The 23,293-nt window shown below is 73.0% G+C and carries 17 protein-coding genes; 10 read left to right on the forward strand and 7 right to left on the reverse strand.

What is annotated here, in order from left to right; translation table 11 throughout:
• Positions 1–16 precede the first annotated feature (16 nt).
• The 3 genes from C1703_RS28180 (at position 17) to C1703_RS28190 (ending at position 3,689) form a co-directional block, all read left to right on the forward strand.
• Positions 17–202 carry a hypothetical protein gene (locus C1703_RS28180; RefSeq protein ID WP_114255464.1) on the forward strand — a complete coding sequence of 62 codons (186 nt, stop codon included), beginning with the start codon at positions 17–19 and terminating at the stop codon, positions 200–202.
• A 176-nt stretch (positions 203–378) separates the two neighbouring features.
• A complete protein-coding gene (locus tag C1703_RS28185) occupies positions 379–3,450 on the forward strand; it encodes a helix-turn-helix transcriptional regulator (protein WP_114255465.1) in 3,072 nt (1,023 codons plus the stop codon).
• A 50-nt stretch (positions 3,451–3,500) separates the two neighbouring features.
• Positions 3,501–3,689 carry a DUF6191 domain-containing protein gene (locus tag C1703_RS28190; protein ID WP_114255466.1) on the forward strand — a complete coding sequence of 63 codons (189 nt, stop codon included), beginning with the start codon at positions 3,501–3,503 and terminating at the stop codon, positions 3,687–3,689.
• Between the two features lie 8 nt (positions 3,690–3,697).
• Here C1703_RS28190 and C1703_RS28195 read toward each other — a convergent pair whose 3' ends face one another.
• Together C1703_RS28195 and C1703_RS28200 are read right to left on the reverse strand one after the other, a co-directional pair.
• Positions 3,698–4,870, reverse strand: a complete 1,173-nt coding sequence (locus tag C1703_RS28195; RefSeq protein WP_114255467.1) for a PQQ-dependent sugar dehydrogenase — start codon at positions 4,868–4,870, stop codon at positions 3,698–3,700.
• Between the two features lie 123 nt (positions 4,871–4,993).
• On the reverse strand, positions 4,994–5,992 hold the full coding sequence (locus tag C1703_RS28200) for an aldo/keto reductase (protein WP_114255468.1): 999 nt from the start codon (positions 5,990–5,992) through the stop codon (positions 4,994–4,996).
• A 77-nt stretch (positions 5,993–6,069) separates the two neighbouring features.
• Between C1703_RS28200 and C1703_RS28205 the strand changes: the two genes are divergently transcribed.
• From C1703_RS28205 to serA, 6 genes are all read left to right on the forward strand, one after another.
• Positions 6,070–7,020: a 2-hydroxyacid dehydrogenase gene (locus C1703_RS28205; protein ID WP_114255469.1), complete on the forward strand. Its 951-nt coding sequence runs from the start codon at positions 6,070–6,072 to the stop codon at positions 7,018–7,020.
• Positions 7,021–7,444: 424 nt separating this feature from the next.
• A complete protein-coding gene (locus C1703_RS28210; RefSeq protein WP_198678300.1) occupies positions 7,445–10,459 on the forward strand; it encodes an EAL domain-containing protein in 3,015 nt (1,004 codons plus the stop codon).
• Positions 10,460–10,689: 230 nt separating this feature from the next.
• Positions 10,690–12,534: an acetolactate synthase large subunit gene (locus C1703_RS28215; protein ID WP_198678301.1), complete on the forward strand. Its 1,845-nt coding sequence runs from the start codon at positions 10,690–10,692 to the stop codon at positions 12,532–12,534.
• A 36-nt stretch (positions 12,535–12,570) separates the two neighbouring features.
• A complete protein-coding gene (gene ilvN / locus C1703_RS28220; protein ID WP_114255472.1) occupies positions 12,571–13,095 on the forward strand; it encodes an acetolactate synthase small subunit in 525 nt (174 codons plus the stop codon).
• A 121-nt stretch (positions 13,096–13,216) separates the two neighbouring features.
• Complete coding sequence (ilvC, locus tag C1703_RS28225; RefSeq protein ID WP_114255473.1) at positions 13,217–14,215, forward strand: ketol-acid reductoisomerase; 999 nt, start codon at positions 13,217–13,219, stop codon at positions 14,213–14,215.
• 220 nt (positions 14,216–14,435) lie between these two features.
• Positions 14,436–16,025: a phosphoglycerate dehydrogenase gene (gene serA, locus C1703_RS28230; protein ID WP_114255474.1), complete on the forward strand. Its 1,590-nt coding sequence runs from the start codon at positions 14,436–14,438 to the stop codon at positions 16,023–16,025.
• 106 nt (positions 16,026–16,131) lie between these two features.
• Here the strand turns inward: serA and C1703_RS28235 are convergent, their stop codons facing one another.
• Entirely contained in the window at positions 16,132–17,667 is a 1,536-nt protein-coding gene (locus tag C1703_RS28235) for an MFS transporter (protein WP_114255475.1), read from the reverse strand.
• Positions 17,668–17,753: 86 nt separating this feature from the next.
• Between C1703_RS28235 and C1703_RS28240 the strand changes: the two genes are divergently transcribed.
• The gene (locus C1703_RS28240; protein WP_114255476.1) at positions 17,754–18,332 is read left to right on the forward strand and encodes a TetR/AcrR family transcriptional regulator; all 579 of its coding nucleotides are present in this window, start codon (positions 17,754–17,756) and stop codon (positions 18,330–18,332) included.
• On the opposite strand, the gene C1703_RS28245 is transcribed toward C1703_RS28240, so the two are convergent.
• The 4 genes from C1703_RS28245 to C1703_RS28260 are packed head-to-tail and all read right to left on the reverse strand — an operon-like array spanning position 18,319 to position 23,222.
• Complete coding sequence (locus C1703_RS28245) at positions 18,319–18,999, reverse strand: dipeptide/oligopeptide/nickel ABC transporter ATP-binding protein (protein WP_114255477.1); 681 nt, start codon at positions 18,997–18,999, stop codon at positions 18,319–18,321. The two genes, C1703_RS28240 and C1703_RS28245, sit on opposite strands and share 14 nt — an antisense overlap.
• Positions 18,996–19,964, reverse strand: coding sequence for an ABC transporter ATP-binding protein (locus tag C1703_RS28250; RefSeq protein ID WP_114255478.1), 969 nt, complete (start codon positions 19,962–19,964; stop codon positions 18,996–18,998). The genes C1703_RS28245 and C1703_RS28250 overlap by 4 nt, the downstream gene beginning before the upstream one ends.
• Positions 19,954–21,732: an ABC transporter permease subunit gene (locus tag C1703_RS28255; protein ID WP_114255479.1), complete on the reverse strand. Its 1,779-nt coding sequence runs from the start codon at positions 21,730–21,732 to the stop codon at positions 19,954–19,956. The genes C1703_RS28250 and C1703_RS28255 overlap by 11 nt, the downstream gene beginning before the upstream one ends.
• Positions 21,729–23,222 carry an ABC transporter substrate-binding protein gene (locus C1703_RS28260; RefSeq protein WP_114255480.1) on the reverse strand — a complete coding sequence of 498 codons (1,494 nt, stop codon included), beginning with the start codon at positions 23,220–23,222 and terminating at the stop codon, positions 21,729–21,731. The genes C1703_RS28255 and C1703_RS28260 overlap by 4 nt, the downstream gene beginning before the upstream one ends.
• Positions 23,223–23,293 lie beyond the last annotated feature (71 nt).

Here is a 23,293-nt window from a genome sequence, read left to right on the forward strand (position 1 = left end):
TCACCAAGGACACGCCATGTACGAGTACGAGCTCCAGCAGATGCGCACCGCCGACCTGATCCGCCGGGCCGAGCACGAGCGCCTCGTCCGCGCGGCCAGCCGCGCCCGCCGCGGCGCCCGCGGCGAAGCCGGCCAGGGCTCCGCCGAGCACGAGAGCCATAGCCGCCGCTTCCGCAGGCCCCGGTTCGCCCGGGCCGCGTGAACCCCGGGGCGGGACCGGCCGACGCCGAGGCTGTTCCAGCCGGGGCGCCGGCCGGTCCCGTTGCCGTGCGTGAGGCGGCCGCGGCCGGTGCGGTGGCGCTGGGTACGGCGACCGCGGCCGGTGCCCCGACCCGGCGTCTGCGGAAATCCGGTGCCGCGTTGTCGGACCCGCATGCGATGCTCGGGGCCGTGGAAACCAGGTCCGTCAGTCCCGTGTTCGTCGGCCGTGCCGAGGAGTTGGGCACGCTGAGCGACGCCCTCCTGCGCTCCTGCGGGGGAGAACCGCAGGCGCTGCTCATCGGCGGGGAGGCCGGCGTCGGCAAGACCCGCCTGGTCGAGGAGTTCGCCGGCGCCGCCCGCCGCCGGGGAGCCGTGGTCGCGCTGGGCGGCTGCGTGGAGATCGGCGCCGACGGGCTGCCCTTCGCCCCCTTCTCCACCGCCCTGCGCGCCCTGCGCCGCGAACTCCCCGGCGAACTGGCCGCCGCGGCCGCCGGCCAGGAGGAGGAACTGGCCCGGCTGCTGCCCGAGCTGGGCGATTCCGCCACCGGGTGGCACGACGAGCACGGCATGGCCCGCCTCTTCGAGCTCACCGCCCGCCTGCTGGAGCGCGTCGCCGCCGAGCACACCGTCGTCCTGGCCCTGGAGGACCTGCACTGGGCCGACGCCTCCACCCGCCACCTGCTCACCTATCTCGTCCGCACCCTGCGCACCGGCCGCCTCGTCGTCCTCGGCACCTACCGCTCCGACGACATCCACCGCCGCCACCCCCTGAGGCCCCTGCTCGCCGAACTCGACCGGCTCCGCACGGTCCGCCGCCTCGAACTCGCCCGCTTCACCCGCGAGGAGGTGGGCCGCCAGATCGCCGGCATCCTCGCCCACGAACCCGACCCCGACCAGGTCGACGCGATCTTCGAACGCTCCGACGGCAACGCCTTCTTCGTCGAGGAGCTGGCCGTCGCCGCCGGCGAGGGCTGCCGCACGGGCCTGACCGACTCCCTGCGCGATCTGCTGCTCGTCCGCGTGGAGGGGCTGCCGGAGACCGCCCAGCAGGTCGCCCGGATCGTCGCCGAGGGCGGCTCCACCGTCGAGCACCGGCTGCTGGCCGCTGTCGCGGGGCTGGCCGAGGACGACCTCATCGAGGCGCTGCGGGCCGCCGTGAACGCCGGCATCCTCACCCCCGCGCCCGGCGGTGACGGCTACCGCTTCCGCCACTCCCTGGTCCGCGAGGCCGTCAGCGACGACCTGCTCCCCGGGGAGCGCTCCCGCCTCAACCGCCGCTGCGCCGAAGCGCTGGAGGCCGACCCGACGCTCGTCCCCGCCGACCAGCGGGCGACCCGCCTGGCCAGCTACTGGTACCACGCCCACGACGCCGCCAAGGCCCTGCCCGCCGTCCTCGACGCCGCCGTCGAGGCCCGTCGCCGCCACGCCTACGCCGAGCAGCTGCGGCTGCTGGAGAGGGCGATGGAACTGTGGGACGCCGCCCCCGACGCCGTACGCGACACCCTGCGCCCCGTCGACTACGCCGAGGCCTACCCTCCCTCACCGCCCGAACGGCGCGGGGCGACCTCCGGCGGCGACCCGGCGACCACGGCCCTGCGCCACCTGGACCTGCTGGCCGAGGCCGCCGTCGCCGGACGGCTCTGCGGGGAGCGCGAACGCGCCCTGAAGATCACCAAGCGGGCGCTGCGCCTGCTGGACGACGCGGGCGACCCCCAGCGGACGGCCTGGTTCTGGATCCAGCGCTCCCGGCTGGTGCAGGGGCTCGCCCGCGGCGACGGCTGGCAGGAGATCGCCACCGCGCAGGACCTGGTCAGAGGCCTGCCCCCGTCCGAGGTGCACGCCGAGGTGCTGGCCACGGCCGCCCACTGGTCGATGCTCCACGAACCCGGACCCGAGGCCCTGACGGCCGCCGAGCGGGCCGTCGAGTACGCGCGCATGGTCGGCGCCGACGACATCGAGTCCCACGCCCGCCTCACCCTCGGCGGACTCATGGTCGACGCCGGGCAGATCGAGGCCGGGCTCACCCACATGTACGAGGTCAGGGACGAGGTGGTCGCCCGGGGGCTCGTGTCGGTCGTGGGCCGCAGCCATGTGAACCTGCCCTCCGTCCTGGAGGGCGTCGGCCGCTCCGAGGAGGCCGTCGGCATCCTGAACGAGGGCCTGCGGCTCACGGAGAAGATGGGCCTGCGCGACGCCGAGGCCTGGATCTGGAGCAACCTCGCGGAATCCCTCATCTCCCTGGGCCGCTGGGACGAGGCGGCCGAGGCCGCGGGCAACGCCCAGCGGCGGGGCCAGACGGCCGGTCCGCACGGATCGGGCGCCAACAGCCTGGCGTTCCTCGCGCTCGCCCGCGGCCAGGTGTCCGAGGCGGCCCGGTATCTCGCCGAGGGCCGCGCCGCCTACGGGCCGCACGATCCCATGCCGCAGCACGACCTGCCGATCTCCTGCCTCACGATCGCCGTCGCCGTCGCCGAGGGCCGCCTCCCCGACGCCCGCGCCGAACTGGCCCGCACCCTGGAGTCCGGCTTCCCGCCCGGCACCCAGCGCTACGCCTGGCCCCTGCTGCTCGAAGCGGCCACCGCCGAGGCCGACGCCCGCGCGCTGCCCGCCGCGCGCGACGGCCGCGAGGAGGTGCTGGACCGCCTCTTCGACACGGTCAAGCGCCTCACCACGAACGCGCCCGTCTGGCTCGCCCACGAGCACTGGGTCCGCGCCGAGCTCCAGCGCGCCGGGGGCCGGAACACCCCGGGCACCTGGTCGGAGGTGGTCACCGCCTTCGAATCCCTGGAGCGGCCCTACGACCTCGCCCGCGTCCGGTACCGGCTGGCCGAGGCCCTGCTGGCGGAGGGCGGCGAGGACGAGCGCGGCCGTGCCGCGGAACTGCTCCGCCTCGCCGACGCCGTCGCCCGCCACCTCGGTGCCCGGCCGCTCGCCGACGCCGCCGGCGCGCTCGCCCGGCGCGCCCGCCTGCCGCAGACCTCCACAGCGGGACCGGCCCCCGGCGCCACCGACCCCGCCGGGGCCCTCGGCCTCACCAGCCGGGAACGGGACGTGCTGCGCCTGGTCGCCGCCGGGCACACCAACCGCCGGATAGCCGAGGAGCTGTTCATCTCCCCGAAGACCGCGAGCGTCCACGTCTCCAACATCCTCGCCAAGCTCGGTGTCTCCGGCCGGGGCGAGGCGGCGGCGGTGGCGCACCGGCTGGGCCTGTTTCCGGCCGAATCTCTCACGTCACGGCCGGCGGGCTGAGGCATACGCTGGAAGAGACGTCGCGAGCCCTCGCGGCCAGGGAGGCTCCGTTGTTCAACGTGTTCGAGGAACTGTTCTCACCCGGCCGCAAGCACACCCGCGACGAGCAGAAGCGACTGGAACTGACCCGGGAGGACGTCGGTGACGGCGACCCCGGACGCGGTCCGATAGACCTGGCCTCCGGGAAGGTCGTCGTACGCCCGCCGCACGAGGAGCCGGAGACCCCCGAGGACTCCTGAGCCCGCCGTCAGGTCACCCGCAGTTCCAGGATCCGGTCGTCCCCGTCCTCGGGAGCGCCCCGGCCGTCCGTGTTGCTGGTCACGAGCCACAGCCGGTCGCCGCCCGCCGGGACCACCGTGCGCAGCCGGCCGTACTCGCCCTCCAGGAAGGCCTGCGGCTCGGCCGAGGCCTCCGTGCCGTTCAGCGGGATCCGCCAGAGCCGCTTGCCGCGCAGGCCGGCCATCCAGATCGAGCCCTCGGCGTAGGCGATGCCGCTGGGGGAGGCCTCCGCGGTCGTCCACTGGTCCACCGGGTTGTGGAACTCCGAGTCGTCGGACCTGCCCTCGGCCTCGGGCCAGCCGTAGTTGTCGCCCGGCTTGATCGCGTTGAGCTCGTCCCAGGTGTCCTGGCCGAACTCCGAGGCGAACAGCCGCTGCTTGCCGTCCCAGGCCAGGCCCTGCACGTTGCGGTGGCCGTACGAGTACACCGGCGAGTCGGGGAAGGGGTTGCCGGGCGCCGGCTCGCCCTCCGGGGTCAGCCGCAGGATCTTGCCGCCCAAGGAGTCCTTGTCCTGGGACAGGCCGGTGTCGCCGCTCTCGCCCGTGCCGACGTACAGCATCTTGTCCGGGCCGAACTCGATCCGGCCGCCGTTGTGGACGAAGCCCTTGGGGATGCCCCGGAAGACCGTGTCGGGCGCGGCGAGCTGCTCGCCGGCGGGCTTCTTGTCGTCGTAGATCATGCGGACGATGCGGTTGTCGCCGTCCGAGGTGAAGTACCCGTAGACCATGCGGTCCGAGGCGAAGTCGGGGGACAGGGCGATGCCGAGGAGGCCGCCCTCGCCGGCCGCGGACACCCCGGGCACCTCGCCCACCTCTGTCTTCCTGCCGGTCTTCTCGTCGACCCGGACGATCGTGCCGTCGTCCCGCGAGGAGACCAGCAGGCCGCCGCCGGGCAGGGGCGCGAGGCCCCAGGGGGAATCGAGGCCCTCGGCGACGGTACGCACCACCTTCACCGAGCCCTTCGCGGGCGGTGTCTCCTCGGCGCCCTGCCGCGGCGGCGCGGAGGATCCGGATGCCGTACGGCTCGGGGAGGCGCTCCCGGCGGCACCGGACGTCCCCCCGTCGTCGGAGGAGCAGCCCGCGGTCAGCAGGAGCGCTGCGGCGGTCAACACGGCCGGGACGGCTCGACGTCGCACGATCATGGTCCCTTCGACGCGGCGGGGTTCTCCCTGTCATACACCGCCCGCGCTTCCCAGGTTCCCGATCACCGAACCTCGAAGCCTGAACGAGCGGTTTGCCCCATACGCCCCCGGCCCAAGGACCGCTCAGTCCCAGGATCCCTGGGCCGGTGGCAGCTCCGCGACCTCCCGGAGGTCCGCGGAGTCCAGCCGCAGCGCCGCCGCGGACGCGTTCTCCGTGACCCAGCGCTCCTGCTTGGCGCCCGGGACGGGGACCACGTGCCGGCCCTGGGCGAGGACCCAGGCGAGGGCGACCTGGGCGGGCGTGACGCCCGGGCCGTGCCGGCGCGCCACCCGGCGCAGGCCGGCGACGATCGGCTGGTTCGCGGCCATCATCTCGGCCGTGAAGCGGGGGTGCCGCGCGCGCAGGTCGTCCGCCTCGAAACCCGCGCCGGGCCGCAGCCTGCCGGTCAGGAACCCGTTGCCCAGCGGCATCGCGGCCAGGAAGCCGACGCCCCGGGTCTCGCACCAGGGCAGCAGCGTCTCCAGCGCCTCCGGCGACCACACCGACAGCTCCGCCTGCACCGCGCTCACCGGGAAGACCTGCTGCACCCGCTCCAGCTGCCGGATCGTCGCGTCGTGCAGCCGGGCCCCGCCCCTGCGCGAGGACCGGGCACCCACCGCGCACAGCCCCAGCGCCCGCACCTTCCCGGCGTGCACGAGCTCCGCCATCGCGCCCCAGGTCTCCTCGACGGGCACTTCGGGGTCGGCCCGGTGCAGCTGGTAGAGGTCGATGACGTCGGTCTGCAGCCGCCGCAGCGAGGCGTCGCAGGCCCGCTTCACATACCCGGGACGGCCGTTGGCGACGATGTGCTGGTCGCCCACGAGGAGCCCCACCTTCGTCGACACGAACGCGTCGGACCGCCGCTCCTTCAACGCCCGCCCCACCAGCAGTTCATTGGTGAAGGGGCCGTACATGTCGGCCGTGTCCAGCAGGGACGAGCCCAGGTCGAGCGCCCGGTGCACCGCCCTGAGCGACTCCTCGCCGCGCTGCCGCGAGGTGCTGTAGGCCCAGCTCATCGGCATGCACCCGAGTCCGACGGCCCCCACCGCGAGTGCGCCCGCGCCGATCGTCCTGCGCTCCACCTGGTCGTGACCCTCCCTGTTCCGGCCACCCCAACCTAACCTCTGCCGTGGCGCGCTCCTGACATAGCCTCCAGAGCATGACTGCTGACGTGTGGCTGCCCATCCCGCCGGACGAGATCGACGGACTCCCCGAGGGGCCGGACTACCGTTTCTGGAACGGCGCGGAGGACTTCCCCGCCGACCCGGCCGACTGCGTCTTCTACGTCGTCCCCTACATGAAGCCCAGTCCGCTGTGCGTACGTCCCCTGCCGCGGATGAGCCACGTGGAGGTCGTGCAGACCCTCTCCGCCGGGATCGACCACGTCGAGCCCGGGCTGGGGCACCTGCCTCCGGGCGTGCGGCTGTGCAACGCCCGCGGGGTCCACGAGGCCAGCACCGCCGAACTCACCCTCGCGCTGATCCTGGCCTCGCTGCGCGGGATCCCCGACTTCGTGCACGCCCAGGACCGGGGGGAGTGGCTCGGCGGCTTCCGGCCCGCGCTCGCCGACAAGAACGTCCTCATCGTGGGCTACGGATCGATCGGCGCGGCCATCGAGGACCGGCTCGTGCCGTTCGAGGTGGCGCGGGTGGCGCGCGTCGCGCGCTCCGAGCGCACCACGGCGCGCGGGCCGGTGCATCCGCTCACCGAACTCCCCGCCCTGCTCCCGGAGGCGGACGTCGTCATCCTGTCCACCCCGCTCACCGAGACCACCCGTGGCCTGGCCGGAGCCGACTTCCTGTCCCGGATGAAGGACGGCGCGCTCCTGGTCAACGTCGCCCGCGGCCCCGTCGTCGACACCAAGGCGCTGCTCGCCGAACTGGAGAACGGCCGCATCACCGCCGCCCTCGACGTCACCGACCCCGAGCCCCTGCCGCGCGAACACCCCTTGTGGCGTGCGCCGGGGGTACTCGTCAGCCCGCACGTCGGCGGACCCACCTCCGCGTTCCTCCCGCGCGCCAAGCGGCTCCTGGTGGACCAGTTGAACCGTTATGTGAACCGGGAGCCGCTGCGGAACGTGATCCTTACGACGGGTGCACCAACCGGCTGATCCGACCTCGGGTACCGTCCGCAATCCTCCGGGTGCGGTGGGTACTCATATATCTGTTGATCGTCACGGAGAGTAGAGAACCTATGTCCCTGAGTGACGAGACTGGTGTATCGTCCCGACAGGGGATGCGCCGCGGACCGTTCGGCGCCGGGGATGGACACTTCGGACTGTGAGGGGGGCGACAGGCGATGCACGGCCTATGGACGAGCGATCCGACGGGGCGGGGCTGCCGGCGGCGACCCTGGCGGACGGCCGCGGGCAGACGCGGTCACCACGCCGATCACGGCGGCCACCGCACCCAGCACAGCGACCACCACACCGACCACAGCCATCACCGGCGCAGGCCCGGCAGCCGCAGAAGGCATGCCCAGCCGGCGCACAGGGGCCCGCGGGACCCGGGGACGACACGGACCGGGAGGGTCCGGTGAGCGCGCCCCCGACCCCCACGCTGGACGGAGCGCTGCGGGCACAGCCTTCGTCCCCGGGAGCGCTGCTGCCCCGCACGCCGGTCGCCGGCCACCGGCCCGGCCTGGCCCTCCAGCTCGTCCTCGCCCTGGTCTGCGCGGGATACGCCGTCGGTTCCGCGCTCGGCTGGGGTTCGCGCGAACTGGCCCTGATCATGGGCGACTTCGGGCTGAGTGCCGCGGCCGCCACCGCCGCCGTCTCGTGCTTCCTCTACGCCCGCAGCCGCCGGACCCGCTTTCGATCCGCCTGGCTGCTGTTCGGCCTCTCCTCGGCCATGGCCTCGCTGGGCAACCTGGTCTGGGGGTGGTACGAGGTGGTCCTGGGGCTGCCCGTGCCCAGCCCCAGCTACGCCGACCTGTTCTTCCTCTGCTTCGCGCCGCCCGCCATCGTCGGGCTGCTCGTGCTCGCCAAGCGGCCGGTGACCAAGGCCGGCTGGGTCTGCCTGGGGCTCGACGCCTGGCTGATCGGCGGTTCGCTGCTCACCCTGGCCTGGAGCCTCGCCCTCGCCCAGGCCGCCAAGTCCGAAGGCCCGAGCGTGGCCCACACCGCGCTGTCGCTGGCCTACCCGCTGCTCGACATCGCGCTGGTCAGCATGGTGCTCGCGCTGCACTTCCGGCGCTCCGCGGTGAACCGCTCGGCGGTCAACACCGCCATCGGCGCGCTCGCGCTGACCGTGATGTGCGACGCCCTGTTCACCTCGCCGCTGATGCACCACGACTACCGCTCCGGCCAGCTGCTCGACGCCGGCTGGTTCGCCGGCTCGCTGCTCCTGGCCTACGCCCCCTGGGCCGCGCCCCGCACCGCGGAGACCGACCGGCAGGGCCTGGACCGGCACGGCACGGCGGGGCACACGCGCGTGGTGCACGAGCACGTGCCCGGGCAGCGCAGCGGACCGCACCACCCCCCGTCCCTGCCCGGAGGCGAGCACAGCCGCTACCCGGCCGCCCGGCCCATCGCCGGCTCCCTCGCCGCCCTCACGCCGTATCTCGCGGCCGCCGTGTGCACCCTGGGGATCCTCTACAACGTCCTCAACGGCCGCAGCGTCGACCGCGTGGTCCTGCTGACCGGGGGCACGGTCGTGCTCGCGCTCGTCGTGCGCCAGGGCATCATGCTGCTCGACAACATCACCCTCACCCAGGAGCTGGCGCAGAAGGAGAACCACTTCCGCTCCCTGGTGCAGGGCTCCAGCGACGTCATCATGATCGCCGCCCCCAGCGGCATCCTGAGGTACGTCTCCCCGGCCGCCGCCGGCGTCTACGGCCGCCCGGCCGAGGACCTGGTGGGCACGGAACTGGCCGGCCTCATCCACCCGGAGGACCTGGGCTGCGTCGTCCACGAGGTGCGCAGGTTCCTCGCCGCCGACCCGGTCGAGGAGCCCACCACGCGCATCGAGTGCCGCTTCCGCTCGGGCGACGGCGGCTGGCTGAACGTCGAGTCGACCGTGAACCGCCACCACGGCGGGCTGATCTTCAACAGCCGGGACGTGACCGAACGCGTGCGGCTCCAGGCCCAGTTGCAGCACAACGCCGAGCACGACCCGCTCACGGACCTGCCCAACCGCGCCCTGTTCACCAAGCGCGTCCAGCACGCGCTGTCGGGCCGCCGTGCCTCCGACCGGGGCGTGGCCCTGCGGAACACGGCCGTGCTCTTCATCGACCTCGACGGCTTCAAGGCCGTCAACGACACCATCGGGCACCAGGCCGGAGACGAGTTGCTCGTCCAGGCCGCCCGCAGACTGCAGGACTCGGTCCGCCAGGGCGACACCGCCTCCCGGCTGGGCGGCGACGAGTTCGCCGCCCTGATCGTCGGGGACAACACCCGCGACCGCGAGGCGAGGCAGCGGCACATACTGGAACTCGCCGACCGGCTCAGGACGACGCTCTCCCAGCCGTACGTCATCGACGGCAACGATGTCCGGGTCAACGCCTCCATCGGGGTGGCCTTCGCCGAGCCCGGCCTCGGCGCGGGCGAGCTGCTGCGCAACGCCGACCTCGCGATGTACCGGGCCAAGGGTGCCGGCAAGGGCCGCGTCGAGCTGTACAAGCCGCAGATGCAGCAGGACGTCGTCCGCAAGGCGGAGCTGGCCACGCGCCTGCGCGCCGCACTGCACGACGGCGAGTTCGCCCTGCTGCACCAGCCGGTGGTGTCCCTGGAGGACGGCCGGATCGCGTCGGTGTCCGCGCAGGCGCGCTGGCGCTCCTCCCAGGGAGTGCTGTTCACCCCGGCGGAGTTCCTGCGCGTGGCCGAGGACAACGACAAGACCGCCGAGCTGAGCCGGTGGATGATCGAGGAGGCCGTCGAGCAGGCGGCGGAGCGGCACGCGACCGGGCTGTCCGTGCCGGTCGTCGTCCGGATGAGCGCGCGCCGGCTGCTGGACAAGTCCATGCCGCTCGGCACGGTCGAGGCGCTGCTCACCCGGCACGGCCTGCCGTCCGGCTCGCTGGTCATCGAGCTGTCCGACGCCGACCCGAGGGTCCCGCTGGACGAGCTGGAGCGGCGCCTCGGCGCCCTGCGGCGGGTCGGCGTACGGATCGCGCTCGACGGGTTCGGCAGCGGCTGTGCGGCGATCACGGCCCTCAGGAGGCTGCCCGTCGACATCCTCAAGCTCGACCGCGGTCTGGTCGAGGGCGTCGTCGAGTCGGCGCGCCTGCACAAGATCACCAGTGGGCTGCTGCGCATCGCCGGTGACCTCGGGCTGAAGTCCGTGGCCGAAGGGGTGGACCTGCCCGAGCAGGTCGTCGCCCTGCGCGCGATGGGCTGCACCCACGGACAGGGCATGGCGTTCTCCGGACCGCTCGACGAGTACCGGCTGCGCCGGGCGCTCGCCGCCGGTCACTATCCGGTGCCGAGCGGACCGGCCGAGCCGGCGTTCGCGGGCGGTGGCCCACGGGTGTACAGCTCGGGCGTCTCCGCCGTCATCGGAGGCGGCACGGCTCTCCGCTCACATAATGAGACTCCCGTCCCACCCACTTGACAGTAGGTGCGTGCCGGGGGGAGGGTCTGTGCCATGCGCACCCGAATTCTCGTACTTGGAAAGCGCGTCGGCTGACGCTGAGCCTCGACCGCTCAGCGACCCCACCCGGCGCGCTCCCCTCGCTTGCCTTATGGCACGAGGGGTTTTTTGTTGCACAGGCACCGTCCGTGCAGCAGCCGAAAATCGCACAAACCTCGCAAAAACCCTCAGCATCTGAGAAGAGAATGCCGATGACCGAGCAGGCCACCGGGGCCCACCACCCGCAGCCCCGGCCCCGATCCGGAGGACACTCCGCCCCCGAGCAGGTGACGGGCGCGCAGTCCCTCATCCGCTCTCTCGAGGAGGTCGGCGCCGACACGGTATTCGGCATTCCCGGCGGTGCGATCCTCCCGGCCTACGACCCGCTGATGGACTCCACCAGGGTGCGCCACGTCCTGGTCCGCCACGAGCAGGGCGCCGGACACGCCGCCACCGGCTACGCGCAGGCCACCGGCAAGGTCGGCGTCTGCATGGCCACCTCCGGCCCCGGCGCCACCAATCTGGTCACCCCGATCGCCGACGCGCACATGGACTCCGTGCCGCTGGTCGCGATCACCGGCCAGGTGGCGTCCAAGGCGATCGGCACGGACGCCTTCCAGGAGGCGGACATCGTCGGCATCACCATGCCGATCACCAAGCACAACTTCCTCGTCACCAAGGCCGAGGACATCCCGCGGATCATCGCCCAGGCGTTCCACATCGCCTCCACCGGCCGCCCCGGCCCGGTTCTGGTCGACATCGCCAAGGACGCCCTCCAGGCGAAGACGACCTTCTCCTGGCCGCCGGCCATGGACCTGCCCGGCTACCGCCCGGTGACCAAGCCGCACGCCAAGCAGATCCGCGAGGCCGCCAAGCTGATCACCCAGGCCCGCCGGCCCGTGCTGTACGTCGGCGGCGGCGTGCTCAAGGCCCGGGCCACCGCCGAGCTGAAGGTCCTCGCCGAGCTGACCGGCGCGCCCGTCACCACCACCCTGATGGCGCTCGGCGCGTTCCCCGACAACCACCCGCAGCACCTGGGCATGCCCGGCATGCACGGCTCGGTCGCCGCCGTCACCGGCCTGCAGAAGGCCGACCTGATCGTCGCCCTCGGCGCCCGCTTCGACGACCGCGTCACCGGCAAGCTGGACAGCTTCGCCCCCTTCGCCAAGATCGTCCACGCGGACATCGACCCGGCCGAGATCGGCAAGAACCGCGCCGCCGACGTGCCGATCGTCGGCGACGCCCGCGAGGTCATCGCCGACCTGATCCAGGCCGTGCAGAAGGAGCACAGCGAGGGCCACCAGGGCGACTACAGCATGTGGTGGAACGACCTGAACCGCTGGCGCGAGACCTACCCGCTCGGCTACGACCAGCCCGACGACGGCTCGCTCTCCCCGCAGCAGGTCATCGAGCGCATCGGGCAGCTCGCGCCCGAGGGCACGATCTTCGCGGCGGGCGTCGGCCAGCACCAGATGTGGGCCGCCCACTTCATCGAGTACGACAAGCCGGGCACCTGGCTGAACTCCGGCGGCGCCGGAACCATGGGCTACGCCGTCCCGGCCGCCATGGGCGCCAAGGCCGGGGCGCCCGAGCGGGCCGTCTGGGCCATCGACGGCGACGGCTGCTTCCAGATGACCAACCAGGAGCTCACCACCTGCGCCCTGAACAACATCCCGATCAAGGTCGCCGTCATCAACAACGGCGCCCTCGGGATGGTCCGCCAGTGGCAGACCCTCTTCTACAACCAGCGGTACTCCAACACCGTCCTGCACTCCGGCCCGGACGACGTCAACCCCGAGGCCCGCGGCACCCGCGTCCCCGACTTCGTGAAGCTGTCGGAGGCCATGGGCTGCTACGCCATCCGCTGCGAGTCCCCGGACGACCTGGACAAGGTCATCGAAGAGGCGAACTCCATCAACGACCGTCCGGTCGTGGTCGACTTCATCGTCCACGAGGACGCGATGGTCTGGCCGATGGTCGCCGCCGGCACCTCCAACGACGAGATCATGGCCGCCCGGGACGTCCGCCCCGACTTCGGCGACAACGAAGACGACTGAGAGCCGTCCAGGACTTTCAAGCAGAGGAAGCAGACCATGTCCAAGCACACGCTCTCCGTCCTGGTGGAGAACACCCCCGGCATCCTCGCCCGGATCGCCGCCCTGTTCTCCCGCCGCGGCTTCAACATCGACTCGCTCGCGGTCGGCGTCACCGAGCACCCCGACATCTCCCGCATCACCATCGTCGTGGGCGTGGAGGACCTGCCGCTGGAGCAGGTCACCAAGCAGCTCAACAAGCTCGTCAACGTGCTGAAGATCGTCGAGCTGGAGCCGTCCCAGGCCGTCCAGCGCGAACTCGTCCTGGTGAAGGTGCGCGCCGACAACGAGACGCGCTCCCAGATCGTCGAGATCGTCCAGCTGTTCCGCGCCAAGACCGTCGACGTCTCCCCGGAGGCCGTCACCATCGAGGCCACCGGATCCGGCGAGAAGCTGTCCGCGATGCTGAAGATGCTGGAGCCGTTCGGCATCAAGGAACTCGTCCAGTCCGGCACGATCGCGATCGGCCGCGGTGCCCGTTCCATCACGGACCGGTCACTGCGCGCCCTCGACCGGTCCGCGTAAGACGGAAAACGGGCGGTCGGCGCGCCGTCGGCCGCCCGTATTCCGAGACCCCCAGACTTCCCTTCCGCCCCCCGTCATACGGTGGGACGCAACACCTGCACTCCCGAGGAGAGAACCCAAAGTGGCCGAGCTGTTCTACGACGCCGACGCCGACCTGTCCATCATCCAGGGCCGCAAGGTCGCGGTCATCGGGTACGGCAGCCAGGGCCACGCCCACGCGCTGTCGCTCCGTGACTCGGGTGTCGACGTCCGCGTCGGTCTGCACGAGGGCTCCAAGTCCAAGGCCAAGGCCGAGGAGCAGGGCCTGCGCGTGGTGACCCCGTCCGAGGCCGCCGCCGAGGCCGACGTCATCATGATCCTCGTCCCGGACCCGATCCAGGCCCAGGTCTACGAGGAGCACATCGCCCCGAACCTGAGCGACGGCGACGCGCTGTTCTTCGGCCACGGCCTGAACATCCGCTACGGCTTCATCAAGCCCCCGGCCGGCGTGGACGTCTGCATGGTCGCCCCGAAGGGCCCGGGCCACCTGGTCCGCCGCCAGTACGAGGAGGGCCGCGGCGTTCCGTGCATCGCCGCCGTCGAGCAGGACGCCTCCGGCAACGCCTTCGCGCTGGCCCTGTCGTACGCCAAGGGCATCGGCGGCACCCGCGCCGGCGTCATCAAGACGACCTTCACCGAGGAGACCGAGACCGACCTGTTCGGTGAGCAGGCCGTCCTCTGCGGTGGCACCGCGGCCCTGGTCAAGGCGGGCTTCGAGACGCTGACCGAGGCCGGCTACCAGCCGGAGATCGCCTACTTCGAGTGCCTGCACGAGCTGAAGCTGATCGTGGACCTCATGTACGAGGGCGGCCTGGAGAAGATGCGCTGGTCGATCTCCGAGACCGCCGAGTGGGGCGACTACGTCACCGGCCCGCGCATCATCACGGACGCGACCAAGGCCGAGATGAAGAAGGTCCTCGCCGAGATCCAGGACGGCACCTTCGCGCAGCAGTGGATGGACGAGTACCACGGCGGCCTGAAGAAGTACAACGAGTACAAGAAGCAGGACTCCGAGCACCTCCTGGAGACCACCGGCAAGGAGCTGCGCAAGCTCATGAGCTGGGTCGACGAGGAGGCGTGAGCCCCCGGGCCCGGCCGTGGCAGCGACGCCGCGGCCGGGCCCTTTCTCATCCGGGTGATCCTTCCGCAGAGGCGTAAGGCGCCCCTCGTCGCACCACTACACTGCTGCATAGATACGCGTCAGGCCCACAGCGTCGTGCGTCTTCCACGCGGCAAGCACCCCTCCACCGCCTGCGGCCGTCGGGACGGCCGTCCGCAGCACTGGACTTGTGAGGACTCACGTGAGCTCGAAACCCGTCGTACTCATCGCTGAAGAGCTGTCGCCCGCCACCGTCGACGCGCTGGGCCCGGACTTCGAGATCCGGCACTGCAACGGCGCGGACCGCGCCGAGCTGCTCCCCGCCATCGCCGACGTGGACGCGATCCTGATCCGTTCGGCCACCAAGGTCGACGCCGAGGCGATCGCCGCCGCGAAGAAGCTCAAGGTCGTCGCACGAGCCGGCGTCGGCCTGGACAACGTGGACGTCTCCGCCGCCACCAAGGCCGGCGTGATGGTCGTCAACGCCCCCACCTCGAACATCGTGACCGCCGCCGAACTGGCCTGCGGTCTGCTCCTCGCCACGGCCCGCAACATCCCGCAGGCCAACGCCGCGCTGAAGAACGGCGAGTGGAAGCGCAGCAAGTACACGGGTGTCGAGCTGGCCGAGAAGACCCTCGGCGTCGTCGGCCTCGGCCGCATCGGCGCGCTCGTCGCGCAGCGCATGTCCGCCTTCGGCATGAAGGTCGTCGCCTACGACCCGTACGTGCAGCCCGCCCGGGCCGCGCAGATGGGCGTCAAGGTGCTCTCGCTGGACGAGCTGCTGGAGGTCTCCGACTTCATCACCGTCCACCTCCCCAAGACGCCCGAGACCCTCGGTCTGATCGGCGACGAGGCGCTGCGCAAGGTCAAGCCCAGCGTGCGCATCGTCAACGCCGCGCGCGGCGGGATCGTCGACGAGGAGGCGCTGTACTCGGCGCTGAAGGAGGGCCGGGTCGCCGGCGCCGGTCTCGACGTCTACGCGAAGGAGCCCTGCACGGACTCCCCGCTGTTCGAGTTCGACCAGGTCGTCGCCACCCCGCACCTCGGTGCCTCCACGGACGAGGCGCAGGAGAAGGCCGGTATCGCCGTCGCCCGCTCGGTGCGTCTCGCCCTCGCCGGTGAGCTGGTGCCGGACGCGGTGAACGTGCAGGGCGGTGTCATCGCCGAGGACGTCAAGCCGGGCCTGCCGCTCGCCGAGCGCCTGGGCCGGATCTTCACGGCGCTCGCCGGTGAGGTCGCGGTCCGCCTGGACGTCGAGGTGTACGGCGAGATCACCCAGCACGACGTGAAGGTGCTGGAGCTGTCCGCCCTCAAGGGTGTCTTCGAGGACGTCGTCGACGAGACGGTGTCGTACGTGAACGCCCCGCTGTTCGCCCAGGAGCGCGGCGTCGAGGTGCGCCTGACGACCAGCTCCGAGGCGAGCGAGCACCGCAACGTGGTGACCGTGCGCGGCACCCTCGCCGACGGCGAGGAGGTGTCGGTCTCCGGCACGCTGGCCGGCCCCAAGCACCTCCAGAAGATCGTCGCCGTCGGGGACTACGACGTGGACCTCGCGCTCGCCGACCACATGGTGGTGCTGCGGTACGAGGACCGGCCGGGTGTCGTCGGCACGGTCGGCCGCATCCTCGGCGAGGCGGGCATCAACATCGCCGGCATGCAGGTGTCGCGTGCGGTCGCGGGCGGCGAGGCGCTGGCCGTGCTGACCGTCGACGACACGGTGACCGCCACGGTGCTGGCCGAGGTGGCGGCGGAGATCGGCGCCACGTCCGCCCGCTCGGTGAACCTGGCGTGACCTTCCCGGGGGCTCGGCCCCCGGGCACCCGTTCGCCGTGAACCCAAGCGCCGGAGGGGCTGACTCGATCAGCCCCTCCGGCGCTTCGGCGTACTGCGAGGGGCCGTCAGACGGCCGCCTTCTCCCGCTCGGGTGCCATGGGGTCCGCGACCTGGGCCCGGCGCAGTGCCGGGACCGCCGCTGCCGCCGCCCCGGCCAGCAGCACCGCCCCGGTGACCGCCGCCGCGTGCATGCCGCTGGTGAAGGCCTCGCGTGCCGCCGCCGCCAGGGCGTCTCCCGCGCGCCCCGGGAGCTGTTCGGCCACCGCCAGCGCGCCGCCCAGCGTTTCGCGGGCCGGACCGGGCGCGGAGTCCGGGATCCGGTGGCGGTAGACAGCCGTGCCGATCGAGCCGAGGAAGGCCATGCTCAGCGCGCCGCCGAACTCCGTGCCGGTCTCCAGCAGGGACGAGGCGGCGCCCGCCTTCTCCACCGGGGCGACGCTCATGGCCATGTCGACCACCAGGGACATGACGGCGACGATGCCGCAGGCCAGGACGGCGCACGCGGCCAGCAGCAGCCAGAGGGACCGGGTGCCGGTCAGGGCCAGCAGCACGTAGCCGCACGCGGTGACCGCGAAGCCGCCGCCGACGACGTACGCGCGGGGCACGCCCCGCTGCACGAGCCGGGCGCTGACCGGGGCCGCGAGTCCGATGGGCACCGACGGCAGCAGGCTCCACAGCGCCGCCTCGAGAGGGCTCTTGTCCAGGACCGACTGGATGTACTGGGTGGTGAAGAAGGCCGAGCCCATCATGCCGAAGGCCGCCCCGAGATTGAGGGCCAGCGCCGGGCTGAAGCCGCGGCGCCGGAACAGCTCCGGTGAGATCAGCGGGGACGCCGTCGTGCGCTGGCGGTGGACGAACAGCGCGGCGAAGAGCAGGCCCGCCGACACCGACATCGCGTACCGGACGTGCCAGCCCTCCGACGCGAGTTCCTTGAGGCCGTAGATCACCGGGAGCACCGCGGCCATCGACAGGGGGACGCTCAGCCAGTCGAAGCGGCCGGGGCGCGGGTTCCTGGACTCCGGGAGCAGCAGGGGGCCCAGGATCAGCAGCATCACCATCGCGGGCAGGTTGACCAGGAAGACCGAGCCCCACCAGAAGTGCTCGACGAGGACGCCGCTCATCACGGAGCCGAGTGCGATACCGGCCGTCATCACGCCCGACCACAGGCCGATCGCCTTCGCGCGCTGCCCCGGATCGGTGAACATCGTGCGGACCAGCGCCATCGTCGAGGGCATCAGCGTCGCGCCGCCGATGCCGAGCAGCGCCCGGGCCGCGATCAGGGTCTCCGCGCTGTTCGCGTAGGCCGCCACCAGGGAGGCCGTGCCGAAGGCGGCGGCGCCGACCAGCAGGAGCCGGCGGCGGCCGATGCGGTCGCCCAGCGCGCCCATCGTGATGAGCAGGCCGGCCAGCACGAAGCCGTAGATGTCGAAGATCCACAGCTGCTGGGTGGCGCTCGGTTCCAGGTCGGCGCTGATCGCGGGGATCGCGAAGTAGAGGACGGACACGTCCATCGATACCAGCAGCAGCGGCAGCATCAGCACGCCGAGAGCCGTCCATTCGCGGCGGCCGGCGAGGGCGGGAGGGTGCGGTTTCGTCGTCATGGGCAGGACTGTACGAGCGTATTAAACGCGTGTCTAGTACGTCTGTATAAGACGCACGTATGGATGCTGGAGTAGAGTGAGGCGGCATGGGACACCGTGAGGATCTGCTGGAGGGCGCCAAGCGTTGCCTGCTGGCGAAGGGCTTCCTGCGCACGACCGCGCGCGACATCGTCAGGGAGTCGGGGACGAACCTGGCGTCGATCGGCTACCACTACGGCTCGAAGGACGCGCTGCTCGCGCAGGCGTACATCGAGATGGTGGAGGGGATGTCCGAGGCCTTCGAGGGCGGCGGCGAGCTGCGCGGGCAGCCGGGCTCGCTGGAGCGGTTCGCCGAGGTGTGGGCGAACATCATCGGCACCATGCGCGAGCCCGGGTCGCTGTGGCGGCTCAGCATGGAGATCGTGGCCATGGGCGACCAGCTGCCGGAGGTGCGGGAGCACCTGGCGCGGGCCCAGCGGGAGGGAGCGCGGGGCATCGTCACGCTCTTCCACGGCGGGCGCGAGGAGGACGTCCCCGAGGAGCGGGTGGACACCCTCGGCTACTTCTACCTGACCCTGATGATGGGCCTCATGGCGCAGTGGACCTTCGACCCGAAGACCGCTCCCGAGGCCGATCAGCTGGCGGCGGGGCTCCGCCGGGTGATCGAGGGCGTCAAGGAGCGCTGAGGCGCCCCTCCCGCATCTCGATCACCCGGTCCGCGACGTGCCGGACGACCGCCCGGTCGTGGCAGATGAACAGGTAGCCGAGGCCCAGGTCGTCCTGGAGGTCGGCGAGCAGGTTCAGCACGCCCGCGCGCACCGACGGGTCGAGGGACGACACCGGCTCGTCCAGGACCAGCAGGCGCGGGTCGGAGGCCAGGGCGCGGGCGATGCCGGCGCGCTGGCACTGGCCGCCGGACAGCTCGTGCGGCCGCCGGTCGCCGTAGACGGGGTCGAGGCCGACGCGGTCGAGGAGTGCGGCGACGCGGGCCGGGCCCTTCTCCGGGTCCCAGCGGCCCTGGACCTTCAGGGGCTCGGCGATCGCGTCCCGGATGCGGTGGCGCGGGCTGAGCGAGCCGTACGGGTCCTGGAAGACGGGCTGCATACGGGGCCGCAGCGGACGCAGCTCGGGTTCCGTCAGCGTCGTCAACTCCCGCCCTTCGAAACGGACTTCGCCGCTGTCCGGGCGGCGCAGCTGGAGCACCGCGAGGGCCGTGGTGGACTTGCCGCAGCCGGACGGGCCGTTCAGCGCGAGGGTCTCGCCGGCGGCCAGGGAGAAGGAGACGCCGTCCACGGCGGTGACCCGGCCGTAGCGGACGACCAGGTCGCGGACGTCGAGCAGGGGATCACTCATGCGGGCTGCCGCTCCTCGAGGAACAACTCGGTCGCCGGATGGGGAAGTTCCTCCCAGCGGTGGCAGGCGACCAGACGGCCGGCGGCCGGCCGGGGCTCGGGTTCCGCCGTGTGGCAGGCCTCGGCCGCGAGCGGGCAGCGCGGGGCGAAGGCGCAGCCCGGCGGGAGCGCGCCCGGGGCGGGCGGGGTGCCGCGCAGGGCGGGCAGCCGGCGGCCCTCGGGCGCGTGCTGCGGGAGGGAGGCCAGCAGGCCGGCGGTGTAGGGGGCGCGGGGGCGGGCCAGCACCTCGTCCGCCGGGCCGAGTTCGGTGAGGCGGCCCGCGTACATGACCAGCACACGGTCCGCGTGGCCCTGGACGACGTCCATGTCGTGCGTGACCAGGACGAGCGCGGCGCCGACCGCCGCGCGCTGCTCGGCGAGCAGCCGCAGCACCTGCTCGCGGTACTCCTCGTCGAGCGCGGTGGTGGGCTCGTCGGCGACCACGATCTCCGGTTCGTTGATCGTCGCCATGGCGATCACCGCGCGCTGCCGCATGCCGCCGGAGTACTCGTGCGGGTAGGCGCGGGCCCGGCGTGCCGCGTCCGGGATGCCGACCCTGTCCAGGGCCGCGACCGCCCGGGCCCGGGCCTCCTTGCGGGACATCCCGGCCACCGACCGGACGGCGGCGGCGAGTTGGTCGCCCACCGGGTGCACGGGGGACAGGGCGGACAGGGCGTCCTGCGGGACCAGTGAGATGCGCCGGCCGCGGTGGGCCGAGAGGTCCGGGCTGACCGTGCCGCTCAGGGTCGCGCCGCGCGGCAGCATGCCGAGGAGCGCGCGGGCCGTGAGGGACTTGCCCGCTCCCGACTCGCCGACGATCGCCAGCACTTCGCGCGGGCGGACGTCGAAGGACAGGCCGCGCACGGCCTCCACGCCGTCGAAGGCGATACGGAGATCGCTGACGGAGAGCAGTGCCTCAGGTTCCAACGGGGGCCTCCTTCCTGGCGGGGGCCGGGGGTGAGGCCGCAGCCGGGCCCGGGGTGGCCCGCCGCGGTCCGCGGCCCTGCGTGAGCGCCGCGCCCGACACGGCGAGACCGGCCAGCAGGGCCAGCGCGACCGCCGGGGCGAGGGCCGCCCACGGGGCGCGTTCCACATACGCCCGGGACTCCTCCAGCAGCAGTCCCCACTCGGGGGCGGGCGGCTGGGCGCCCAGGCCGAGGAAGCCCAGCGAGGCCAGGGCCAGGGCGATGCCCGGCAGGCGCAGCAGGGCGTGGCGCGCGACCGGGCCGGCCACGGACGGCAGGACGTGCCGGGTGAGGATCCAGAACGGGCTCGCGCCGATGGCGCGCTGGGCGGTGAGGAACGCCGACGCCCGCACCTCCTGCACCAGCGCCGCCGCGTGCGCGGACAGGGCGGGCCAGGAGATCAGCGCGACCGCGAGGGCCGCTCCGCCGGTGCCGGGCCCGACGGCCGCCGCGACCAGGATCCCGACGATCACCGGGGGCAGCGCGTTGGCGATGTCCGCCGCGCCCGCCGCGATCCCCGGCAGGAAGCCCAGCAGCAGCGCGATCAGCAGGCCCAGCAGGCCGACGGCCGTCGCCGTGCCGACCGTCGAGGCGGCGCCGTGGCCGAGCCGGGCCAGCACGTCACGGCCGAGTCCGTCGGTGCCCAGCGGGTGCGCCCAGGAGGGCGGGGCGAGCCGGACGGTGGTGTCCACGGTGTAGGGGTCGCGCAGCAGCCCCCAGCCGATGGTGATCAGCAGGACGGCGGCGAGCGCCACCGGTACCGCCGGATGCGCGCGGACCGGACGGGCCGGCGGCAGCGTCAGACCGGCGTCCCGCAGCGCGGGCCCGAGCAGCCGGCGCCGTACGCCCGCCGCGAGCGCGCCCGCGACCAGGCCGAGCAGCAGCAGCGCGAGCACCGCGCCCTGGAGCAGCGGCAGGTCCTGCGACCTGGCCGCGCCGAGGGCCGTACGACCGATGCCCGGCACCGCGAACACCGTCTCCACGGCCACCGCCCCGCCGGTCAGGCCGACGGCGACCATCCCGAACTGCGGGACCAGCGGCGGCAGGACGCGCCGCAGCGCCGCCCCCGCGATCCGCGCCCGGCTCACTCCGGCGCCCCGCCACAGCTCCACCCACCGCTCCTCGAGCACGGCGGGCAGCGCGTCCGCGACCAGCCGCCCGAGCAGCCCGCCCGCGGGGACGCCTAGGGCGAGCGCGGGCAGCACCAGGTACTCGGCGCTCTGCCAGCCGGACGTCGGCAGCCAGCCGAGCCAGACCCCGAACACCAGCAGGGCGACGGTGGCCAGCAGGAACTCGGGCACGGCGGCCAGCATGGCGGCGAACGCCCCGGCCGAGCCGCGCCCGCGCACCAGCACCGGCGCGACCAGCGCGGCGGCCAGCAGCACCGCCAGGGCGAGCGCCGCGCCCATCAGCCCCAGGGACACCTGGAGCCCGGCGAGCACGGACGGCAGGACCTCATGGCCCGACACCCAGGAGGTGCCGAAGTCGCCGCGCAGCAGGCCGGCGGCCCACCGGCCCAGCAGGGTCAGCGGACCGGCGTCCAGCCCGAGGTCCGCGCGGATCGCCGACAGCGCCTCCTCGGTCGCCTCCTGCTCGGCCGACCGGGCGCGCAGTACGGTCAGCGCCGGGTCGCGGTGGGAGAGCCAGGGCAGGAGCCCGACGACGGCCAGGACGGTGACGAGTCCGACGCCCCGGGTCAGCCCGGCCGCCCCGTTCGCCGCGAACCTCACTTGACGTAGGTGTCGGCGGTGACGAGCTCCCGCTCGCGCGGGTCGTGCGCGGCGCCCACGACCCCCTTCGCGTCGCCCTGGATCACACGCTCGTGGAGCATGGGGACGGCCGCGTCCTGGGCGAGCACGGCGGCCTCCGCCGCGACGATCGCCTTGCGGCGGGCGTCCCCGACCGGCGTGTCGGCGGCCTTCCGCAGGGCCTTGTCGACCTCAGGGTCCGCGAAGTCCGAGAGGTTGAAGGTGCCGTCGGACGCGAAGTCGCTGTACAGGTACGCGGCCGGGTCGCCGGAGTCGAGGACGGTGGCGCGGGAGAGGACGAACGCGTCGAAGCGGCCCGCGAGCGCGTCGGACTCGATGTTCGCGTACTCGCGCACGTCCAGCTTCACCTCGAAACCGGCCTTCTGGAGCTGCTGTTGCAGCGCGGCGGCCACCTCGGGCATCTCCGAGCGGTCGGTGTACGTGCCGAGCGTGATGGTCCGGCCGTTCGGCTTGCCGGCCTCGGCGTGCTTCACCGGGGTGCGCAGGTCGGCCGCCCAGGGGAGCGCGGGTCCGAGCAGGCCCTCGGCGACGTCGGCGCGGCCCTCGTAGACGCCCTCCACGATGGCCTTGGCGTCGACGGCCTCGCGGGCCGCCGCCCGCACCGCGGGGTCCTTGAAGGCGCCCTTCCCGGTGTTGAGGTAGAGGGTGTTGGTGCGCGGCATCGGCACCTCGGTGATGAGGTCCTGGTCGAGGACGGCGGCCTGGGAGACCGGGATCGCCTCGACGATGTCGGCCTCGCCGCTGCGCAGCGCCGCCGCGCGGGCGGTGCCGTCGGGCACGTACTTCACGTCGATGCCGGGGGCCTTGGCCTTCTCGCCCCAGTAGCCGTCGTAGCGGCCGAGGGTGGCGGAGGAGGTGCCGTTCACCTTCGTCAGCTCGAACGGGCCGGTGCCGGCGCCGACCGGGTCGACCGTCTTCCCCCGGTACGCCCGGGCCGCCAGGATCGACAGCTGCGGGGAGCTCAGGCGCTGCGGGACCAGGGGGTCCTCGCTGGCGGTGGTGACGGTGACCCGGTCGCCGTCGGCCTTCGCGGTGAGGTCCACGCCGTCGAGGATGCGGGGCTTGGGGGAGGCGGTGGCGGCCTTGGTGAGGGAGGTGACCACGGTCTCGGCGGTGAGCTTCGTGCCGTCGTGGAAGGTGACGCCGTCGCGCAGGGTGAAGGTCCAGGTCTTCCCGGACTGCTTCCAGTCGGTGGCGAGCGCGGGCTGTGCCTCGCCCTCGGCGTCCAGCCTGACCAGGGTCTCGGCGGTCGACCAGCGCGACAGTTTGAACGCGTCGTCGGAGAGCGGGGAGAGGCCGGAGCGGGGCGGCTGGAGCATGGCGACGCGTATGCGTTTGCCGCCGGAGCCGGAGTCGTCCGTGGCCTGCTCGGCGCCGCTGAAGCAGCCGGTGAGCAGGGCGGAGGCCGCGGCCACGGCGGTGAGGGGGACGAGACGGACGGGGACGCGCACGGAACACCTCGGTCAAGGCACGGTCAAGACAGGGTCAATGGTTGAACGCGCCATGACCGTAGCATGATGAC

Source organism: Streptomyces sp. Go-475 (assembly GCF_003330845.1).
In the GTDB taxonomy this organism is placed as follows: Bacteria; Actinomycetota; Actinomycetes; order Streptomycetales; family Streptomycetaceae; genus Streptomyces.